The following is a 15,671-nucleotide window of genomic DNA, read 5'->3' as shown; positions in this document are numbered from 1 at the left end:
ATGACCATTAATGTCACATGATAGGAAGAGGTTACTATGACGAATAAGGATCAGTTATATAAGGATGATATTCAAGTGATTTTATCGCATCAACATGATAATGGTGATAAGTTATGGAGTACCCCAGATAAGAAGTTACTAAAAGGTGCACCATTTACTACACTGGAGAGTTTAGAATATCTGATAGAACTTGGTGTACCCAACTCAGACCCATTGTTTAAAGATGCTGCTGAGTTGATATTTAGTACATGGAAAGAAGATGGACGATTTAAAACCGCACCTGCAGGAGGTATGTATCCTTGTCACACTGTATTGGCTGCAAATGTGTTGTGCAAGTTGGGATATGTAAGTGATGAACGCATTCAGAAGACAATCGATTACTTCCTGCAAACACAAGAGAGTGATGGTGGATGGAAGTGTAATAAGTATAGTTTTGGAAGGGGAGAGGAAACAGAGTATTCAACTCCGATCACAACTCTTATTGCATTGGATATTTTTCGCCAGACAGATTTACTAAATAAGGATAAGAAATTAGATAATGCAGTAATGTTTCTTTTGAATCATTGGGATATAAAGAAACCAATTAGTCCCTGTCATTATGGGATAGGAAAACTGTTCAAGGAAGTTGAATATCCATTTAGAGGATATAATATATTCTATTATCTGTATGTATTATCATTTTATGATTGTGCGAAAAAAGATAAAAGGTTTTTAGAGGCATTAGCACTTTTAGAAAGTAAGATGGAAGATGGTATGGTTGTCGTAGAAAGAGTTGTACCAAAACTTGCGAAACTTAATTTTTGTAAGAAGAAGGAGCCAAGTGAACTGGCAACAAAACGATACAAAGAACTATTAGAAAATATATCAAAATAGGAGAGTCTACTCATGTAGGCTCTCCTGCTTGTAATCAGATAGTAAGCTTTTTTATTGCTTCATCGATTCGCTCTTTATTAATCCAGTCAGTGTTCGTTATTTTATTAAATGGTGGAACTCCTCCACAACTGATTATTTCAAAGTTATTTAAATTGTTATTACTAAAAGATTTTTTTATACTTTTCTCTAATGTTTCAGGATAATTGTTAGAAACAAAGAGAATACATTTCTTTTGTTTTAGAATATCTAAATTCGTATTTATAAATTTAATAAAAGGCTTATAGAATTTACCCATTCGAATCCCAGAACCAATAAATAATATATCATAATCATTGATATCTAAAGAGTCAGAAGCTAAATCAAATAATTGAGAATCTTTTAATTGTGATGAAATATACATTGCGCATGCTTCTGTAGCACCAGATTTACTTGTATATAAAATAGCAATTTTCATGTTATGCACCTCGCTTTTGTCGGTTTTGAAAGAAAAATAAAATCATTGTGATAAATAAAGAAATGATGGATAGAATACCACAGATTAAATGAAATGACAGATTCCCAGAAGTCACACTTGTAGCTGACTTCATCCATAGTCCACAGATCATTGTAGACAGAAGGAATAGAAATGTTGTAATCATAAATAGACTTGTTACTTTTTTCATAAATTTGCTCCTTACTCATTAATATTTAAATTAGTAAAAATTGAATCAACTAACTGATGTAGTATTTGAGTATTATCTAAAGTCACATCTAAATAGTTTTTATATTCATCAATGTGTAAATATATTGTTTGAAGGGGAAGAAGAATCTGAGAAGCAAGAATCTGTAACTCAAAATCAGATTTATCCTCTTTGTATATTTCTTTTAATGTCTGTTGTATCATTTTATTGGTTGTTATTCCTCCAGTTTTCATTTCTTCAGATACTGGAATCTTCACAAACTTGTATTGTGATATTCCAAGTTCCAAGAATTTCATCAACATTGATTTCAATCGTGTTACAGGATTTGATTCATTCGAAATAGATTCCATAATATCTTTATATAGGTTTTCCATATGGGTATTAACAGCTTCTAATAATAGGTTGTCTTTTGATTGAAAGTAATAATTGATTAGTGCACTATTAACGTCAGCCTCTGCAGCGATTTGACGATTTGTAATTTTATTAATATCTTTTGTATTTTTCATCATTTTAATAACAGTCTGTAGTAATTGTTCTTTAGCATCGATTGTAGTCATAATACCTCCTAATATTTAATCATGATTAAATCATGATTAAATATTATCATCAAAATCAGAATATGTCAAATATCATGAGATTTTTTCTGATATAATAAAAGCAATAAATATATTTACTTATTATTTGGAACAGTTTGGAGGAAAGTAAATGGAAAGAACATTAATGCAGGTATATGTAAAAGGTAGTGACAAGGCAGTTGAGATGTATATAAAGGCGTTTAACGCAAGTTTAGGCTCTCATGTTAAGAATGATGATGGAACGTATTATCACTCTGAGGTGAACGTTTATGGACAGATTCTATCAGTTGCTGAATGTAGTGATGATACAGTGGTAACAGGAAATGCTATGCAGTTCTGTCTACATTTTAAGCCAGAGGAAAAGAGTTTGATTGATCAGGCATATGAAGTGCTTAAGCAAGATGCAACAATCTTACATCCTTTAGGAGAAACAAATTACAGTCCTTATATGACAGACCTAATTGATAAATATGGTGTGAGATGGTGTTTGTTTTATTAGTATAAAAAGTCAGCTACTTAAAGTAACTGACTTTTCTTAAAATTCATATTGAAACATAAATAATACAATCGTAAGAAGGGAAATACATACACTAGATATAGATAGAAGGAAATGGAAATTCATATCATTCCCTTCTGGATGGAATTTCACCCATAATCCACAAAGAATGGTGCATAATAGTAAAACAATAGATACAATCCCAAGGATTCTTAATATTGTATTCATACTAGTTCACTCCTTTGATATAAGTGAATTTTATTCTTGCTATCTGATCTATTATAATTCCAAGTAAGATGAGAGTAAATCCAAGAAGTAGTCCTAAGTCTGGTTTTATCTGATTTATATAAATAATAGTAACTGGTACCTGAATGAATAAAATCAATGCAACTAATTTTAAGTATCGATTTACTTTGAATTGATGAGAGTTATTGATAATACTAGTTGATTGTATTCGGTTTACTTGATCAAAAATTAATCCTAAGGTTATAAGTGTAGAAAGTGACAGTAGCCCATAGTCTTGGAAATACCAATCTACAATAATGAGGGATGGGATACTTACGATAAAACAGATAATGCTTATTTTTTTATAATTAAGTTTCATAATTAATTTCCTCCTGTTAGAAATGTATCAACATTAAAATCAATGAATTTATGTAATTCATCTTTATTAAGAATGTTAATGCCTGAATAGTTGTAGAAATCATTGTAGCGATAGAAGATAAGTTGCAGACTATAAACTAATTGAAAAGCTAATACTTTACATTGTGATTCGCTTTTTGTAGTTCCATAATAATTTAGAAAGAATGGTAAAAGATCAAAAGGTAGTTTGATTTCCTCGTTTAATAATATGTATGGAATTGACAATTGAGTTAACTCCTTATATTTAAGTGTTATTTCGCAGGTGTGATAAAGCAGTTTCTTCAATTGTTCTTTTGAAGAATCATTAGTAAGTTCTTCAAGTGTAAAGTTTTTGGAAAACTCTTCAGAGATGATTTCATTAACTGCAAGTTTTACAAGTTCGTCCTTAGATTCAAAGTTATAATTAATCATTGCCAGATTAACATCTGCCCGCTTTGAAATTTCTCTTGCAGTAATATTTTTGTAATCTTCTTCACTTAATAATTGTTTTGTAGTGTCAATCAGCTTTTGCTTTGTATCATTTTTTTTCATAAGTACCTCGCCATAATTAAACATGTTTAATACACGTTTAATTATATGTAAGAATATTTGATTTGTCAATTAGAAGTGAAAAGAAATTTTATTGTAGTTGTCTTTGCTTTTTATTTTTAAGGCATTTTCATTTTAATGACTAAGTCTTGGTAATGTGATATCCTCATAATTAAGGTCTAATTAGGAGGAACAAGAGAAATGAAATACTATGGCTATGTTAGAGTATCTACGAAGAATCAGAATATTGACAGGCAGATGGCAGATATGAAGAGACTGGAGATTCCAAGACAAGATATTTTTATTGATAAAGTATCTGGAAAAAGTTTTGAAAGACCAGCATACAAGCGATTGCTTAAGAAACTTAAACCAAATGATGTTGTATTTGTAAAGTCGATTGATCGATTGGGCAGGAATTATGATGAGATTATTCGACAATGGAAGTTTCTTACAATTGATAAAGACGTAGATATTGCAGTAATTGATTTTCCATTATTGGATACAAGAAATCAAATTAATGGAATCACTGGAAAGTTTATTGCAGATTTGGTATTACAGGTATTATCGTATGTAGCTCAGGTAGAAAGAGAGAATATTAGACAACGACAAGCAGAGGGCATAAGAGAGGCGAGAAAGAGAGGGATACGGTTTGGGCGACCACAAAAAGAAAAACCAGATGATTTTGAAATGATTTTGCAAATGTGGCTTGATGGTACCATCAGCCAAAGAGAAGCAGGGCGAAGGCTTCAGATTAGTAATCATACATTTATTAAATGGGTGGAACATGCAAATGAAGTTCATTATTAAAAGGTAAGAATAGTTCATTTCAAACCTAATATATGAGGTCAGATCTATAATGATATGGTATACTTACTGTAAGTTGTGATTTGGATTTGGGGGAATGAATATGAGCTATTTTAAATTTAATGATAAAAAAATATATTACAGGGAATTAGGTAGTGGTACACCACTGTTATTGCTTCATGGAAATACAGCGTCATCAAATATGTTTGAAGAGGTTGTTTCGTTATATGAAGCGAATAACAAGTTGATCCTGATTGATTTCTTAGGTCATGGTAAATCGGATCGACTTGATAAGTTCCCAGCTGACTTATGGTTTTATGAAGCGCAGCAGGTAATAGCATTCTTAAAAGAAAAGAATTACAAAAATGTTAATTTGATTGGTACGAGTGGTGGCGCATTGGTTGCAATCAATGTTGCACTTGAAGCACCACAATTAGTAAATAAAGTTATTGCAGATAGTTTTGAGGGTGAAACACCATTGGTGGAGTTTGTTGTAAATGCTGATGTAGAAAGAGCGGAATCGAAAAAAGATGAAGATACAAAGGCATTCTACGCTGCAATGCATGGAGATGACTGGAATCAGGTAGTTGATAATGATACGAATGCGATTATTGAGCATGCTATAAATATTGGTAAGTTCTTTCATAAGGAGTTAAGTTCATTAAAACCTGAGATTCTTTTGACTGGAAGTAAAAAGGATGAATATGTAGGAGCAATTGATCCTGAATACTTTGAAAAGGTCTATGGATTAATGATTACCAAGATAGGTCATGGTAATTATTATTTATTTGATGCTGGTGGACATCCAGCAATGATGAGCAATCCAGAATTGTTTTATCAGTTAAGTATGGATTTTTTTTACAAGGATGAATGATAGACAGGTACATATTTGAAGATTCAAGTATGTGCTTTTCTTTTGTGATTGAAATGTCTTTTGAATTTTATTAACAAAACAACTTTATTTTGATATTATATATGTTAGCGAAAAAAAGAATTGGAGATGAGAGTGTGGATATAACGGATTCAAAGAGTTTGATGACAGAGGGAACCATCTGGAAAAAGATTATCTTTTTTGCAATGCCTTTGTTTTTAGGGAATTTATTTCAGCAACTTTATAATGCAGCCGATTCACTAATCGTAGGGAATTTTCTGGGAAGTAGTGCATTAGCAGCAGTTAGTTCATCAGGGAACTTGATTTTTCTGATGGTTGGATTCTTCAATGGGATCGCCATGGGAGCTGGTGTTGTTATTGCTCGATATTTTGGGGCAAAAGATTATGAAAGTATGCAAAAGGCGATTCATACAACGATTGCGTTAGGTTTAGTTGCAAGTGTAATTCTAACAATTGCTGGTGTTGTATTGGCGCCAATGATATTAGAACTGATGGGAACACCAGAAAATGTATTACCTCAATCGGTCAGTTATTTTCAAATATATTTTGCAGGTTCTTTAGGACTTGTTATGTATAATATCTTTGTTGGTATCTTACAGGCAATTGGAGACAGTAAGCATCCTTTATACTATTTGATTGTTTCATCAATTATCAATGTTGTATTGGATATTGTATTTATTGCAGGATTTAATATGGGAGTAGGCTCTGCAGCAGTAGCCACAATTATTGCGCAGTTCTGTAGTGCACTCTTGTGTTTGTATCGATTGGTAAAAACTGATGATGTCTATAAAGTAACAATCAAAAAAATTGGTTTTGATAAAGATATGCTAAGTCAAATCATTCGTTATGGTCTGCCATCAGGGCTACAGAATTCAATTATTGCGATTGCAAATGTTGTTGTGCAATCGAATATCAATGCATTTGGTGAGATGGCAATGGCTGGTTGTGGAGCATATTCAAGAATTGAAGGATTCGCTTTCTTGCCAATCACTAGTTTCACCATGGCACTGACAACTTTTGTTGGTCAGAATTTAGGTGCGAACAATAAAGAGCGAACCTTAAAGGGTGCAAAGTTTGGAATGTTATGTTCCATGGCGATTGCGCAGATAGTTGGTATTATTATCTTTATTGGTGCACCACTACTGATTATGATTTTTAATAGTGATTCCGAAGTTGTGCAGTTTGGAACTGATCGAGCCAGAACCTCCGCACTGTTCTATTTCCTGCTTGCTTATTCTCATTGTATTTCAGCGATACTAAGAGGAGCAGGGAAACCAGTCGTTCCAATGATTGTAATGTTATTGTTCTGGTGTGTAGTACGAGTAAGTTTCTTGACGATTATGGGAAACATTGTAAACTCAATTGATGTTGTATATTGGGTATATCCACTAACTTGGTTCTTGAGTTCTGTCACTTTCTTTATCTACTATAAGAAAGCAGATTGGATTCATGGTTTTGGCGAAGACATAGTAAGTTAATATAAGAGAAAGAGAATATGAGATATTATGTTATATCTTATATTCTCTTTTTGTCTTATAATGAATTTAAGGAAACAGTTATATAAATGGAGAAAAACATGGCAACTAAAAGAAAAACACTTCCTAAAGTGGTTGATGAATTAATTAAGACGAAGGACATTGATGCATTGATTGATATTCTGAGTGATTGTCAGATTGAAGCATATAATACATACAATCAGAATACAATTATTTCTTATCGAGATATACCTGAGGATATTATCCGTTGGTATGTTGAACATGGTGGAGATGTAAATTATGTAGGAAGATGGAAAAGAACACCATTGGATTATCATGCTACTTATTTTAATTCCAGTGTGGCATTACTAATTGAATTGGGTGCTGATATTGCAGTGAGGGATTATATGGGGGATACACCACTACATAGTGCAGCAACCAGTTTTAAGTTTGAAAATGTAAAATTGCTACTGGATGCTGGTGCAGATATAACTGCGCTAAACAATGCGAATGCAACGCCACTATATGCAATGTTACGAGGCGTGAGAAATATTGATTTAGAAGCAGCATATGATATTGCGAAATATCTATTAGAACAAGGTGACAAGGTTACAGAAGATATGCGTAAAGAAGTTACAAGGATTGGAACTGATTTTGAATTTTATCGCAATCAGATTAATCCTGATTTTATAGAAAGTATGGAATGTGCATTAAATGGACTTTATCAACTTTTTGATGTAGAATCAGTTCCTAAAAGAATTATGAACGATGGGACTGCTAAAATAGTAGTGAACACTACGAAATGGCAAGACCAACATCAGGAACTATGGGAATTGTTGGTACCAGGTCAGGGACACGCAACTACATTACAAGGCGAAGCAGTTAGAATTACTGGAAAAGTCACAAGAGAACTGCTTGATAATGGTGGTGTAAACTGGGATGGTGAATATCGTAAGATGTGTGATGCTTTTCTAGATTATTTATCAAAAGGAAAATGCAAAGAAAAAATTCTTTCAGAGTTAACAAACCTGATTAAAGAAATAAAAAAACGAAACGTGGATAAAGAGGAACTATATCGTTGGACTCAAATGGCAGTAGAATGGGTATTGGATAATCCAGAACCAATTACATTGAAACAGGTAAACTATCGAAGGTAGTATTTGGAGGGAGCATGAGTATATTTGACAAGTTTAAAAAGAATAAGACAGTTGTTGAACGTATAAATTTCAATAATAACTATATGCAATTAGATGGAATGAAATTGGAATTTCCTTTGTCAATTGATGATGTAATATCAGTTTTAGGTGAACCTGAGGTTATTCATGAAGAGCGTGAAATAAGTTATATCTTTCATGATGTTGGGATGGTATTTAATACATGTGATAAAGAGTGTATATATCTGAAACATCGTAAGGCTTATATTGATGAAAAGCACAACATTGTTAATGTATCTATGTATTTTGGAGATAAAGTGGAATCCAAGTGGAGAGAAAAAGTATTACCAAATAGAGTTTGTAAAATTGATTTATCACTTAATGAAAGACCTATTAATATCTTTTTTAAACATAATGAGCGCACTGGAATTGGTGACTTTAACTTAATTTACTGGAGCAAGCAAAAAGGTGTATATTACAAAATGGGAAATAAACCAAATGCACCGATTTCTATTTCTTATAATCCACCAAGACCAAAATCAAGTGAAGTTAGGGATTATACAATTAAAAAGGTTAATGGAGAGGTTTTAAAATTTGATAATTTAAACTTTAAATTATCAATTCTACAGATTCTTATTTACGATTTAGAATTATTAAAACCTTATTTTGATGTATATGAATTTGCTAAGCAATATAAAGAGGAAAAATTAAACTTAGATAGTATGGATCCAATTGAAGAAGTTTTGAATTATTTTAAAGAATTGCCTATTCCGAAAAAATTGGCAAAAGAGATAACTGTGATTAATATGGATGGTGGAGATGAAATCTATGCTAATATTGCACCACAATGGGATGGAGAAGATGAAGCATTTGATGTAAATGACATTAGTGATGAAGAATTAAAACAATTTCCCAATTTGAAAAAAGCAATGTGTATGACATCAAATCCTTCAAGGATTAATGAGATTCTGAAACGACATAACATTTTATATCAAGACTAATAATAATTATGAGGAAAGGTATTAAGATGAAGTATAAGATTCGAGAAATGAAGAAACAAGAATATAAACTATTAGAAACTTTTTTATATGAAGCAATATTTCAAAAAGATAAGGATAATTTAGTCCCTAAATCAATTATTTACGAACCTGAGATATTCATTTATATTGATAACTTTGGAACTCAAAAAGATGATTATTGTTTATGTGTAGAAATTGATAATAATTTAATTGGTGCTGTATGGGTAAGAAATATTAAAGGGTTTGGAAATGTTGATGAAACTACTCCAGAGTTTGCGATTTCAGTATTGAAGCAATACCAAGGAAAAGGTGTTGGAAATGCACTGATGAAGGAAATGTTGAAACTGCTTAAGAGAAAAGGTTATAAAGAAGCATCCTTAGCGGTTCAAAAAGATAATTATGCTTATAATATGTATTTAAATTTAGGTTTTCAAGTGATTGATGAAAATGAAGAAGAGTATATAATGAAAATACTATTATGAAAGGAAATGTACAAAGATGAAGATAGATTTCGAACTTGTAATGGAAGAATTAGAAAAACTTTCAAGTGAACGTACAAAAAAAATTTATATAGGTCAAGGTGCCAAGGAACCATTATTTGGTGTTGCCACTGGTGCGATGAAGCCTTTAGATAAAAAATATCATGGTAATCAGGAATTGGCGAATGAGTTATATGCAAGTGGGAATTATGATGCAATGTATCTTGCAGGAGTTATTGCTAATGTAGAAACTATGAGTGAAGATAACTTTGATAAATGGATGGAGAGCGCATACTTTCATATGATTTCAGATTATATTGTTGCTGTAACATTAGCAGAAACAAGCTTCGCTCAAGAAGTTGCAGATCGATGGATTAAAACAGAGAAAGAGTTATATATGTCTGCAGGGTTTAGTTGTTATTGTTGGTTATTAGGCAATCAAAGTGATGATGTATTTGATACTGTGAAACTATCTAAGATGCTGGATGAAGTGAAAGCAAATATCCATAGTGCACCAAATCGTGCAAGATATGCAATGAACAGTTTTGTTGCTGCAGTTGGTGTTTCTTATTTACTACTACATGAGAAAGCATATGAAGTTGCACAAGAAATAGGGGAAATTGATGTATATCGTGATGATAAGAAACTAAAAGTATCAAGTGCTGAAAACGAAATAAAAAAAGCAATTGATAAAAATAGAATTGGGTTTAAACGAAAAAATGTTCGTTGCTGATAAATCGATTTACAAATAATAAAAGGGGGTGCATTTGATATGATGTACCTCCTTTATTCATGTATATTATTTATTGTTGAAATCAACTCTTTTAAGAATACCTCATTAGTTTTTGAGAAAACTTGATGTTTCTTCCAAATGATATTAAGACTTGATTCTAGTTTAGGTTTTAGTGGAATGAAACATAAATTACTGTTTCCACTAGTATTGATCAAATCTTTTAAACCAATAGCGTATCCAATCTTTTCTTCAACAAGTAGTGATGCATTATAAATTAGATTATAGTTTGCTACAATGTTTAAACTATCGTAATCTTTATGAAACCAATTTGATATCTTAGTATGTACAAAAGACTGAACTGAACAAATAAGCGGTTCTTTCATCAAATCAACTGGAGAAATACTATCTTTATGAGATAGAGGGGAGTCTTTATGCATTAGGATTCCCCAAGTATCATGTCCTGGTAGTTCAAGAGAATCATATTTATCTATATTTGCAGGACTTATAATAATCCCAAAATCAATTAATCCTTTATCTAATTTTTCAATCACGTCATCAGCATTTCCACTATATAGATTAAATTTAATAAGAGGATGCCTCTTTTGAATGTTTTTCATTGTTTTTGCTAGATATTTCATTACATGAGTTTCACCACCACCAATATAGATTGTTCCGTTTAATGCCTGATTGGGAACTTTAATTTCAACTTCTGTTTTCTCTGTGAGTGAAATAATTTCTTCTGCTCGTTTATGCAAAAACATTCCATCTTCAGTTAATGTTATTTTGCGATTTCCACGAACAAAAAGTATAACTCCTAATTCATTTTCTAATTCTTTTAATTGTCGCGATAGAGTTGGTTGTGTAATGTGAAGAATATTTGCTGCCTTTGAAATGTTTCTTTCTTGAGCGACAACTAAAAAATATTTAAGAACACGTAATTCCATAATGATTACTCCTTATCTGATAATATAATTATATCATTTACAAATATGCTTTTAAAGCATTGCAGAATATTTGATATAGGTATTTAACATAATTGCTTTTGTTGCTTATAATTTATATGAAGGAGAAGATACATAATAATATAAAATTAACTATTATGTGTGAATGAAATTATGAACAATATAAAACAAGAAATACTATATAAAGATTTAAATGGTTTTCCATTATCATCAAAGGTAGAAGGGTTTGAAATAATTAGTGAGATTATTGAAGATGCGCAAAGAATAATAGCAGAGTTAAATACTGGTTATCATACAAAAGAAGAAGTTAGAGAAATATTTTCTAGATTAACTGGGGAAGATATTGATGCCTCAACATGGATTTTACCTCCGTTTTATACAGATTTCGGAAAGAATATTAAGCTTGGTAAAAATGTTTTTATAAATCATTGTTGTGAGTTTATGGATCGAGGTGGAATTACAATTGAAGATAATTGCTTTATTGGGCCTAAAGTAAATTTGATTACAATTAATCATGATTTACATCCTGATAAACGTCATATAACAACAAATAAAAAAATTCATATAAAGAAGAATGTCTGGATTGGTGTAGGTGCTACAGTGATGCCTGGAGTGACAGTAAATGAGAATGCAATTATATCAGCAGGTGCAGTTGTAACCAAGGATGTTGAAGCGAATACAATTGTTGCTGGTGTGCCTGCTAAAGTAATAAAGATTGTACCAGAGGAGTAATATGAAAGGAGTTAAAATTCTTATAACTTTGATGATGAGTTTTTTGATCAGTTCGTGTTCAAATCAAAACACTTCACTTGTAGAAAATGAGAAAGCAGAGGAGGCAGAAACCTCTAAAGAATTAATTTCAATAGTTGTTGAAATTGATTCAGTAGAATTTACTGCGAAACTATATGACAATGATGCAACTAAAGAATTTATTCAGTTGTTTCCATTAACGATTGTAATGGACGATTTAAATAATAATGAAAAGAAGTATGATTTAAATATAGATTTGAGTATGATGGATACAACTCGGCCACAAAAGATGGAAAGTGGAGAGATTATGTATTGGTCAAATCGTACGCTTGTTGTATTCTATGAATCATTTGATAATGCTTATGGTGGATATATTAAGCTGGGATATGTGGAAGATATAGATTCTTTTAGTACATTATTAAGAGAGAATCCTACAGTAACTATTACCTTCAAGTTAGATTAGAGTAACAAATTTATATAAATGGTTGTTAAATCCTACTTTTATAGTCTAAAAAATAGTATAATGGAAAACAGATGAAGAGAGGTAATATTATGATAAAGCAATCAGAATTAGAACACATCATTGATTCAAAAGCAGATGTTCTTTATCCTGTTTATGAGGGAAGAGATATTTGTGGGAAGCTTCGTGATGGGTTAGGTTATGAATTAAAAGACGAAATTGATCGTAAATTAGGTAAGATAACAAAAGTATATACATTAGGAAAACTACCATTTAAATCAATTACATTTGTAGGATTAGGAAAAGAAGAAGATATTACAGTAACTGGACTTCAACAAGCATTTGGTGCTTTAGTGAAATCAAATAAAGAAAAAAGTATTACTGTACACATTCGTTCAGCGAGAACTGAAAAGTTTGATGAACATGCGCTTGCTGCATTGTTTGCGGAAACTCAAGCAATTGCTGGATATGAGTTCACAAAGATTGATGCAAAAGCAAAAGCTGAAGTAACTTATGAGGTGGTAGGAAAAGAAGATATAACTGCTGATATTGAAAAAGGGGTAATAATGGGTGAAGCTGTTAATCATGCTAGAACATTAGGTAATATGCCTAGTAATTATATGACACCACTAGATTTAGCTGACTATGCGAAAAAACTTGCAGATGAATGCAAGTTAGAGGCAGATATTCTAACAAACAAAGAATTAGAAAAAATTGGAGCTGGTGGAATCTTAGGTGTAAATCAAGGTAGTGCACTGGAAGCTCGTTTAATTGTATTGAAATACAATGGTGCTGGTGATGAACCATATACTGCACTTGTAGGAAAAGGAATCACATTTGACAGTGGTGGATATAATTTGAAGTCTGCTGCAGGTATGATTGCAATGAAGAGTGATATGTGTGGTGCTGCTAATGTACTTGGTGCAATGGAAATAATTGCAAAGCGTAAGTTAAAAGCAAATGTATATGCAATTATTCCTTCAACTGAAAATATGATTTCAGGAGAAGCATATAACTGTGATGATGTTCTTGTATCACTATCAAAGAAAACAGTTGAAATTACCAATACAGATGCAGAAGGACGTTTAATCTTGATGGATGGAATTACCTATGCTCAACAACTAGGAGCAAAACGTGTAATTGATATTGCTACATTAACTGGTGCAGTAATTATGGCGTTAGGTAAATCTTATACAGGAACATTTGCGAATGATGAAACATTCTTCAAAGACTTTGAACAAGCTGCAATGATAAGTAATGAAAAAATCTGGAGATTACCTCTAGACAATGATTATCATGAAATGCTTAGAAGCAGCAGTGTTGCTGATTTAGTAAATTCAAAAGCTGGAGGAGCAGGATCAAGTGTGGCTGCTTGTTTCTTGGAAGAGTTTGTAGATAAGGGAACACAATGGATTCATTTAGATATTGCAGGTACAAGTTATGATGCCAAAGTCAACCCATTAGCAAGTGAAGGTGCTACTGGAGCAATGGCGAAAACAATGGCTGCATTGTTTGATAAATAAGGATATATACTAAAAAAATAGTCGAATGATAAAAGATTCGACTATTTTTTCTTTACTCATAGATTATTCTTGAAGTATCAACTGTCTTTTCTCTAGGTTCTCCAGTAGGGTCACCTAAGATACAACAACCAACTCCAATATACTGTTCCAATCCATATTTCTTAAGGATTTCTTTTCCTTCATCAAATTCAAACATTTCTTTGGCACGGTTAATCCAACAAGAACCAACACCTTGTGCATATGCTTCATTCATTAGGTTTCCCATAACCAAACTTGCATCCTGAATACCTGTAGCTGCATCATTTGGATAGAATACAACAACTACGATTGGAGCACCATAGAATGGGTCCCCATCACTATTCATTACTCTTGCATTTAGTTTTGATAACTGTTGAATTACTTCTTTATCTTGGAAGACAAGGAGTTTTGTATTTTGACGATTCTTTGCACTTGGTGCACATATACCTGCATAAAGAATTTTATCAAGTACCTCTTTAGAGACTTCTTTATCTGTAAACGAACGGCAACTTCTTCTTGAAACTAATAAATCCATAACATATTCCTCCTTTTACATCATTTATTATAACACGAAAGAAATATTGGTTTTGTAATTTCTTTGATTAAAGATTGACATTCGTCTTGAATGGAGTACAATTAAATTGTATACAATACATATGGAGGTATCATTATGAGTTTATATGATTTAACAGCAGTTGATGCAGAAGGTAAAGATGTTAGTTTATCTGAATATAAAGGAAAAGTATTATTGGTTGTGAATACAGCAACTGGGTGTGGATTTACACCACAATACGAAGGTTTGCAGGAGTTATATGATAAATACAAAGACCAAGGTTTGGAAATCTTAGATTTTCCTTGCAATCAGTTTGGACATCAGGCTCCAGGGACTGATAAGGAAATCGGTGAGTTTTGTCAGATGAATTATCAGACAACATTTAAGCGTTTCGCTAAAGTTGATGTAAACGGATCAAATGAAAGTCCAGTCTTCACTTATTTAAAAAAACATAAATCAGGTCTAATTGGATCTAAGGTAAAATGGAACTTCACGAAATTCTTAATAGATCGTGATGGAAATCTTGTTGATCGTTTTGCGCCAACAAAGAAGCCAGAAGAGCTAGAAAGTGATATAATAAAGTTACTATAGAAATAATTAGGAGAAAGATATGGCAGTAGATTCATTAAAATTAGAAAATCAATTGTGTTTTCCACTTTATGCCTGCTCAAAAGAGGTTGTACGAAAGTATCGACCTTTTCTTGATGAGATAGGTCTAACTTATACACAATATATAACGATGTTAGTGTTGTGGGAAGAAGAAAGTATGAATGTGAAAACCTTAGGTCAGAAGTTATTTCTTGACTCTGGTACACTGACTCCACTTCTAAAAAAACTGGAAGGTGAAGGTCTGGTTAGTCGTGTCAGAGACAAGAATGATGAGCGTAACTTGGTAGTGAAACTTACAAAGAAGGGAAAGAACCTTCAAGACTCTGCAAAAGATATTCCTGAAAAGATTGGAAGTTGTATCAACCTTTCACCAGAAGATGCAATGACGTTATATCAGTTATTATATAAAGTACTGAATACGTTAGATTAATAATAAGGCTAGTATA

Annotated in this window: 22 protein-coding genes; 14 read left to right on the top strand and 8 right to left on the bottom strand. The window is 32.0% G+C overall.

Annotated features, from left to right (window positions below):
- Positions 1 to 36 precede the first annotated feature (36 nt).
- Entirely contained in the window at positions 37 to 873 is an 837-nt protein-coding gene (locus J2S15_RS13510; RefSeq protein ID WP_307409187.1) for a prenyltransferase/squalene oxidase repeat-containing protein, read from the top strand.
- 34 nt (positions 874 to 907) lie between these two features.
- On the opposite strand, the gene J2S15_RS13505 is transcribed toward J2S15_RS13510, so the two are convergent.
- Genes J2S15_RS13505 through J2S15_RS13495 form a run of 3 tightly spaced genes read right to left on the bottom strand, consistent with a single transcriptional unit; the run spans position 908 to position 2,110 of the window.
- Positions 908 to 1,327, bottom strand: a complete 420-nt coding sequence (locus tag J2S15_RS13505) for a flavodoxin domain-containing protein (protein ID WP_307409185.1) — start codon at positions 1,325 to 1,327, stop codon at positions 908 to 910.
- A 1-nt stretch (position 1,328) separates the two neighbouring features.
- Positions 1,329 to 1,535 carry a hypothetical protein gene (locus tag J2S15_RS13500; protein ID WP_307409183.1) on the bottom strand — a complete coding sequence of 69 codons (207 nt, stop codon included), beginning with the start codon at positions 1,533 to 1,535 and terminating at the stop codon, positions 1,329 to 1,331.
- A gap of 11 nt (positions 1,536 to 1,546) precedes the next feature.
- Positions 1,547 to 2,110: a TetR/AcrR family transcriptional regulator gene (locus tag J2S15_RS13495; protein ID WP_307409182.1), complete on the bottom strand. Its 564-nt coding sequence runs from the start codon at positions 2,108 to 2,110 to the stop codon at positions 1,547 to 1,549.
- 148 nt (positions 2,111 to 2,258) lie between these two features.
- Here J2S15_RS13495 and J2S15_RS13490 point away from each other — a divergent pair, with 148 nt between their 5' ends.
- Positions 2,259 to 2,627, top strand: a complete 369-nt coding sequence (locus J2S15_RS13490) for a VOC family protein (protein ID WP_307409181.1) — start codon at positions 2,259 to 2,261, stop codon at positions 2,625 to 2,627.
- Between the two features lie 36 nt (positions 2,628 to 2,663).
- Here the strand turns inward: J2S15_RS13490 and J2S15_RS13485 are convergent, their stop codons facing one another.
- The 3 genes from J2S15_RS13485 to J2S15_RS13475 are packed head-to-tail and all read right to left on the bottom strand — an operon-like array spanning position 2,664 to position 3,797.
- Positions 2,664 to 2,852 (bottom strand): hypothetical protein, encoded by a 189-nt coding sequence (locus J2S15_RS13485; RefSeq protein WP_307409179.1) that lies wholly within the window; start codon positions 2,850 to 2,852, stop codon positions 2,664 to 2,666.
- Position 2,853: 1 nt separating this feature from the next.
- Positions 2,854 to 3,228 (bottom strand): hypothetical protein, encoded by a 375-nt coding sequence (locus J2S15_RS13480; protein ID WP_307409178.1) that lies wholly within the window; start codon positions 3,226 to 3,228, stop codon positions 2,854 to 2,856.
- Between the two features lie 2 nt (positions 3,229 to 3,230).
- The gene (locus J2S15_RS13475; RefSeq protein WP_307409175.1) at positions 3,231 to 3,797 is read right to left on the bottom strand and encodes a TetR/AcrR family transcriptional regulator; all 567 of its coding nucleotides are present in this window, start codon (positions 3,795 to 3,797) and stop codon (positions 3,231 to 3,233) included.
- 198 nt (positions 3,798 to 3,995) lie between these two features.
- Here J2S15_RS13475 and J2S15_RS13470 point away from each other — a divergent pair, with 198 nt between their 5' ends.
- The 7 genes from J2S15_RS13470 to J2S15_RS13440 all read left to right on the top strand — a co-directional run bounded on the left by J2S15_RS13470 (position 3,996) and on the right by J2S15_RS13440 (position 10,350).
- Positions 3,996 to 4,601 (top strand): recombinase family protein, encoded by a 606-nt coding sequence (locus J2S15_RS13470; RefSeq protein ID WP_307409173.1) that lies wholly within the window; start codon positions 3,996 to 3,998, stop codon positions 4,599 to 4,601.
- Positions 4,602 to 4,701: 100 nt separating this feature from the next.
- A complete protein-coding gene (locus J2S15_RS13465; protein WP_307409171.1) occupies positions 4,702 to 5,472 on the top strand; it encodes an alpha/beta fold hydrolase in 771 nt (256 codons plus the stop codon).
- A 101-nt stretch (positions 5,473 to 5,573) separates the two neighbouring features.
- Positions 5,574 to 6,968: an MATE family efflux transporter gene (locus J2S15_RS13460; RefSeq protein ID WP_370872542.1), complete on the top strand. Its 1,395-nt coding sequence runs from the start codon at positions 5,574 to 5,576 to the stop codon at positions 6,966 to 6,968.
- 98 nt (positions 6,969 to 7,066) lie between these two features.
- Positions 7,067 to 8,122, top strand: coding sequence for an ankyrin repeat domain-containing protein (locus J2S15_RS13455; RefSeq protein ID WP_307409169.1), 1,056 nt, complete (start codon positions 7,067 to 7,069; stop codon positions 8,120 to 8,122).
- A 14-nt stretch (positions 8,123 to 8,136) separates the two neighbouring features.
- On the top strand, positions 8,137 to 9,120 hold the full coding sequence (locus J2S15_RS13450; RefSeq protein WP_307409168.1) for a DUF6892 domain-containing protein: 984 nt from the start codon (positions 8,137 to 8,139) through the stop codon (positions 9,118 to 9,120).
- A 26-nt stretch (positions 9,121 to 9,146) separates the two neighbouring features.
- Complete coding sequence (locus J2S15_RS13445; RefSeq protein ID WP_307409166.1) at positions 9,147 to 9,620, top strand: GNAT family N-acetyltransferase; 474 nt, start codon at positions 9,147 to 9,149, stop codon at positions 9,618 to 9,620.
- Between the two features lie 16 nt (positions 9,621 to 9,636).
- Entirely contained in the window at positions 9,637 to 10,350 is a 714-nt protein-coding gene (locus J2S15_RS13440) for a DNA alkylation repair protein (RefSeq protein WP_307409164.1), read from the top strand.
- 53 nt (positions 10,351 to 10,403) lie between these two features.
- Here J2S15_RS13440 and J2S15_RS13435 read toward each other — a convergent pair whose 3' ends face one another.
- Complete coding sequence (locus J2S15_RS13435; RefSeq protein WP_307409162.1) at positions 10,404 to 11,294, bottom strand: LysR family transcriptional regulator; 891 nt, start codon at positions 11,292 to 11,294, stop codon at positions 10,404 to 10,406.
- A 171-nt stretch (positions 11,295 to 11,465) separates the two neighbouring features.
- Here J2S15_RS13435 and J2S15_RS13430 point away from each other — a divergent pair, with 171 nt between their 5' ends.
- The 3 genes from J2S15_RS13430 (at position 11,466) to J2S15_RS13420 (ending at position 14,045) form a co-directional block, all read left to right on the top strand.
- The gene (locus tag J2S15_RS13430) at positions 11,466 to 12,044 is read left to right on the top strand and encodes a sugar O-acetyltransferase (RefSeq protein ID WP_307409160.1); all 579 of its coding nucleotides are present in this window, start codon (positions 11,466 to 11,468) and stop codon (positions 12,042 to 12,044) included.
- A gap of 1 nt (position 12,045) precedes the next feature.
- Positions 12,046 to 12,525 carry a cyclophilin-like fold protein gene (locus J2S15_RS13425; RefSeq protein ID WP_307409158.1) on the top strand — a complete coding sequence of 160 codons (480 nt, stop codon included), beginning with the start codon at positions 12,046 to 12,048 and terminating at the stop codon, positions 12,523 to 12,525.
- A gap of 89 nt (positions 12,526 to 12,614) precedes the next feature.
- Positions 12,615 to 14,045, top strand: a complete 1,431-nt coding sequence (locus tag J2S15_RS13420; RefSeq protein ID WP_307409156.1) for a leucyl aminopeptidase — start codon at positions 12,615 to 12,617, stop codon at positions 14,043 to 14,045.
- Positions 14,046 to 14,097: 52 nt separating this feature from the next.
- Here J2S15_RS13420 and J2S15_RS13415 read toward each other — a convergent pair whose 3' ends face one another.
- Positions 14,098 to 14,598 (bottom strand): nitroreductase family protein, encoded by a 501-nt coding sequence (locus J2S15_RS13415; RefSeq protein ID WP_307409154.1) that lies wholly within the window; start codon positions 14,596 to 14,598, stop codon positions 14,098 to 14,100.
- Between the two features lie 135 nt (positions 14,599 to 14,733).
- On the opposite strand from J2S15_RS13415, the gene J2S15_RS13410 reads away from it, so the two are divergent.
- Entirely contained in the window at positions 14,734 to 15,207 is a 474-nt protein-coding gene (locus tag J2S15_RS13410; protein ID WP_307409152.1) for a glutathione peroxidase, read from the top strand.
- A gap of 19 nt (positions 15,208 to 15,226) precedes the next feature.
- Positions 15,227 to 15,655, top strand: coding sequence for a MarR family winged helix-turn-helix transcriptional regulator (locus tag J2S15_RS13405; protein ID WP_307409150.1), 429 nt, complete (start codon positions 15,227 to 15,229; stop codon positions 15,653 to 15,655).
- Positions 15,656 to 15,671 lie beyond the last annotated feature (16 nt).

This window comes from Breznakia pachnodae (assembly GCF_030814225.1).
In the GTDB taxonomy this organism is placed as follows: domain Bacteria; phylum Bacillota_I; class Bacilli_A; order Erysipelotrichales; family Erysipelotrichaceae; genus Breznakia; species Breznakia pachnodae.
Note: the sequence above shows the minus strand (reverse complement) of the source record. Positions and strands in the feature narration are given on the sequence as shown.

What these genes read in the sequence shown, in the direction of transcription:
- J2S15_RS13510 (WP_307409187.1), top strand. Translation starts at nt 37, where the DNA reads ATGACGAATAAGGATCAGTTATATAAGGATGATATTCAAGTGATTTTA.
- J2S15_RS13505 (WP_307409185.1), bottom strand. Translation starts at nt 1,327, where the DNA reads ATGAAAATTGCTATTTTATATACAAGTAAATCTGGTGCTACAGAAGCA.
- J2S15_RS13500 (WP_307409183.1), bottom strand. Translation starts at nt 1,535, where the DNA reads ATGAAAAAAGTAACAAGTCTATTTATGATTACAACATTTCTATTCCTT.
- J2S15_RS13495 (WP_307409182.1), bottom strand. Translation starts at nt 2,110, where the DNA reads ATGACTACAATCGATGCTAAAGAACAATTACTACAGACTGTTATTAAA.
- J2S15_RS13490 (WP_307409181.1), top strand. Translation starts at nt 2,259, where the DNA reads ATGGAAAGAACATTAATGCAGGTATATGTAAAAGGTAGTGACAAGGCA.
- J2S15_RS13485 (WP_307409179.1), bottom strand. Translation starts at nt 2,852, where the DNA reads ATGAATACAATATTAAGAATCCTTGGGATTGTATCTATTGTTTTACTA.
- J2S15_RS13480 (WP_307409178.1), bottom strand. Translation starts at nt 3,228, where the DNA reads ATGAAACTTAATTATAAAAAAATAAGCATTATCTGTTTTATCGTAAGT.
- J2S15_RS13475 (WP_307409175.1), bottom strand. Translation starts at nt 3,797, where the DNA reads ATGAAAAAAAATGATACAAAGCAAAAGCTGATTGACACTACAAAACAA.
- J2S15_RS13470 (WP_307409173.1), top strand. Translation starts at nt 3,996, where the DNA reads ATGAAATACTATGGCTATGTTAGAGTATCTACGAAGAATCAGAATATT.
- J2S15_RS13465 (WP_307409171.1), top strand. Translation starts at nt 4,702, where the DNA reads ATGAGCTATTTTAAATTTAATGATAAAAAAATATATTACAGGGAATTA.
- J2S15_RS13460 (WP_370872542.1), top strand. Translation starts at nt 5,574, where the DNA reads ATGTTAGCGAAAAAAAGAATTGGAGATGAGAGTGTGGATATAACGGAT.
- J2S15_RS13455 (WP_307409169.1), top strand. Translation starts at nt 7,067, where the DNA reads ATGGCAACTAAAAGAAAAACACTTCCTAAAGTGGTTGATGAATTAATT.
- J2S15_RS13450 (WP_307409168.1), top strand. Translation starts at nt 8,137, where the DNA reads ATGAGTATATTTGACAAGTTTAAAAAGAATAAGACAGTTGTTGAACGT.
- J2S15_RS13445 (WP_307409166.1), top strand. Translation starts at nt 9,147, where the DNA reads ATGAAGTATAAGATTCGAGAAATGAAGAAACAAGAATATAAACTATTA.
- J2S15_RS13440 (WP_307409164.1), top strand. Translation starts at nt 9,637, where the DNA reads ATGAAGATAGATTTCGAACTTGTAATGGAAGAATTAGAAAAACTTTCA.
- J2S15_RS13435 (WP_307409162.1), bottom strand. Translation starts at nt 11,294, where the DNA reads ATGGAATTACGTGTTCTTAAATATTTTTTAGTTGTCGCTCAAGAAAGA.
- J2S15_RS13430 (WP_307409160.1), top strand. Translation starts at nt 11,466, where the DNA reads ATGAACAATATAAAACAAGAAATACTATATAAAGATTTAAATGGTTTT.
- J2S15_RS13425 (WP_307409158.1), top strand. Translation starts at nt 12,046, where the DNA reads ATGAAAGGAGTTAAAATTCTTATAACTTTGATGATGAGTTTTTTGATC.
- J2S15_RS13420 (WP_307409156.1), top strand. Translation starts at nt 12,615, where the DNA reads ATGATAAAGCAATCAGAATTAGAACACATCATTGATTCAAAAGCAGAT.
- J2S15_RS13415 (WP_307409154.1), bottom strand. Translation starts at nt 14,598, where the DNA reads ATGGATTTATTAGTTTCAAGAAGAAGTTGCCGTTCGTTTACAGATAAA.
- J2S15_RS13410 (WP_307409152.1), top strand. Translation starts at nt 14,734, where the DNA reads ATGAGTTTATATGATTTAACAGCAGTTGATGCAGAAGGTAAAGATGTT.
- J2S15_RS13405 (WP_307409150.1), top strand. Translation starts at nt 15,227, where the DNA reads ATGGCAGTAGATTCATTAAAATTAGAAAATCAATTGTGTTTTCCACTT.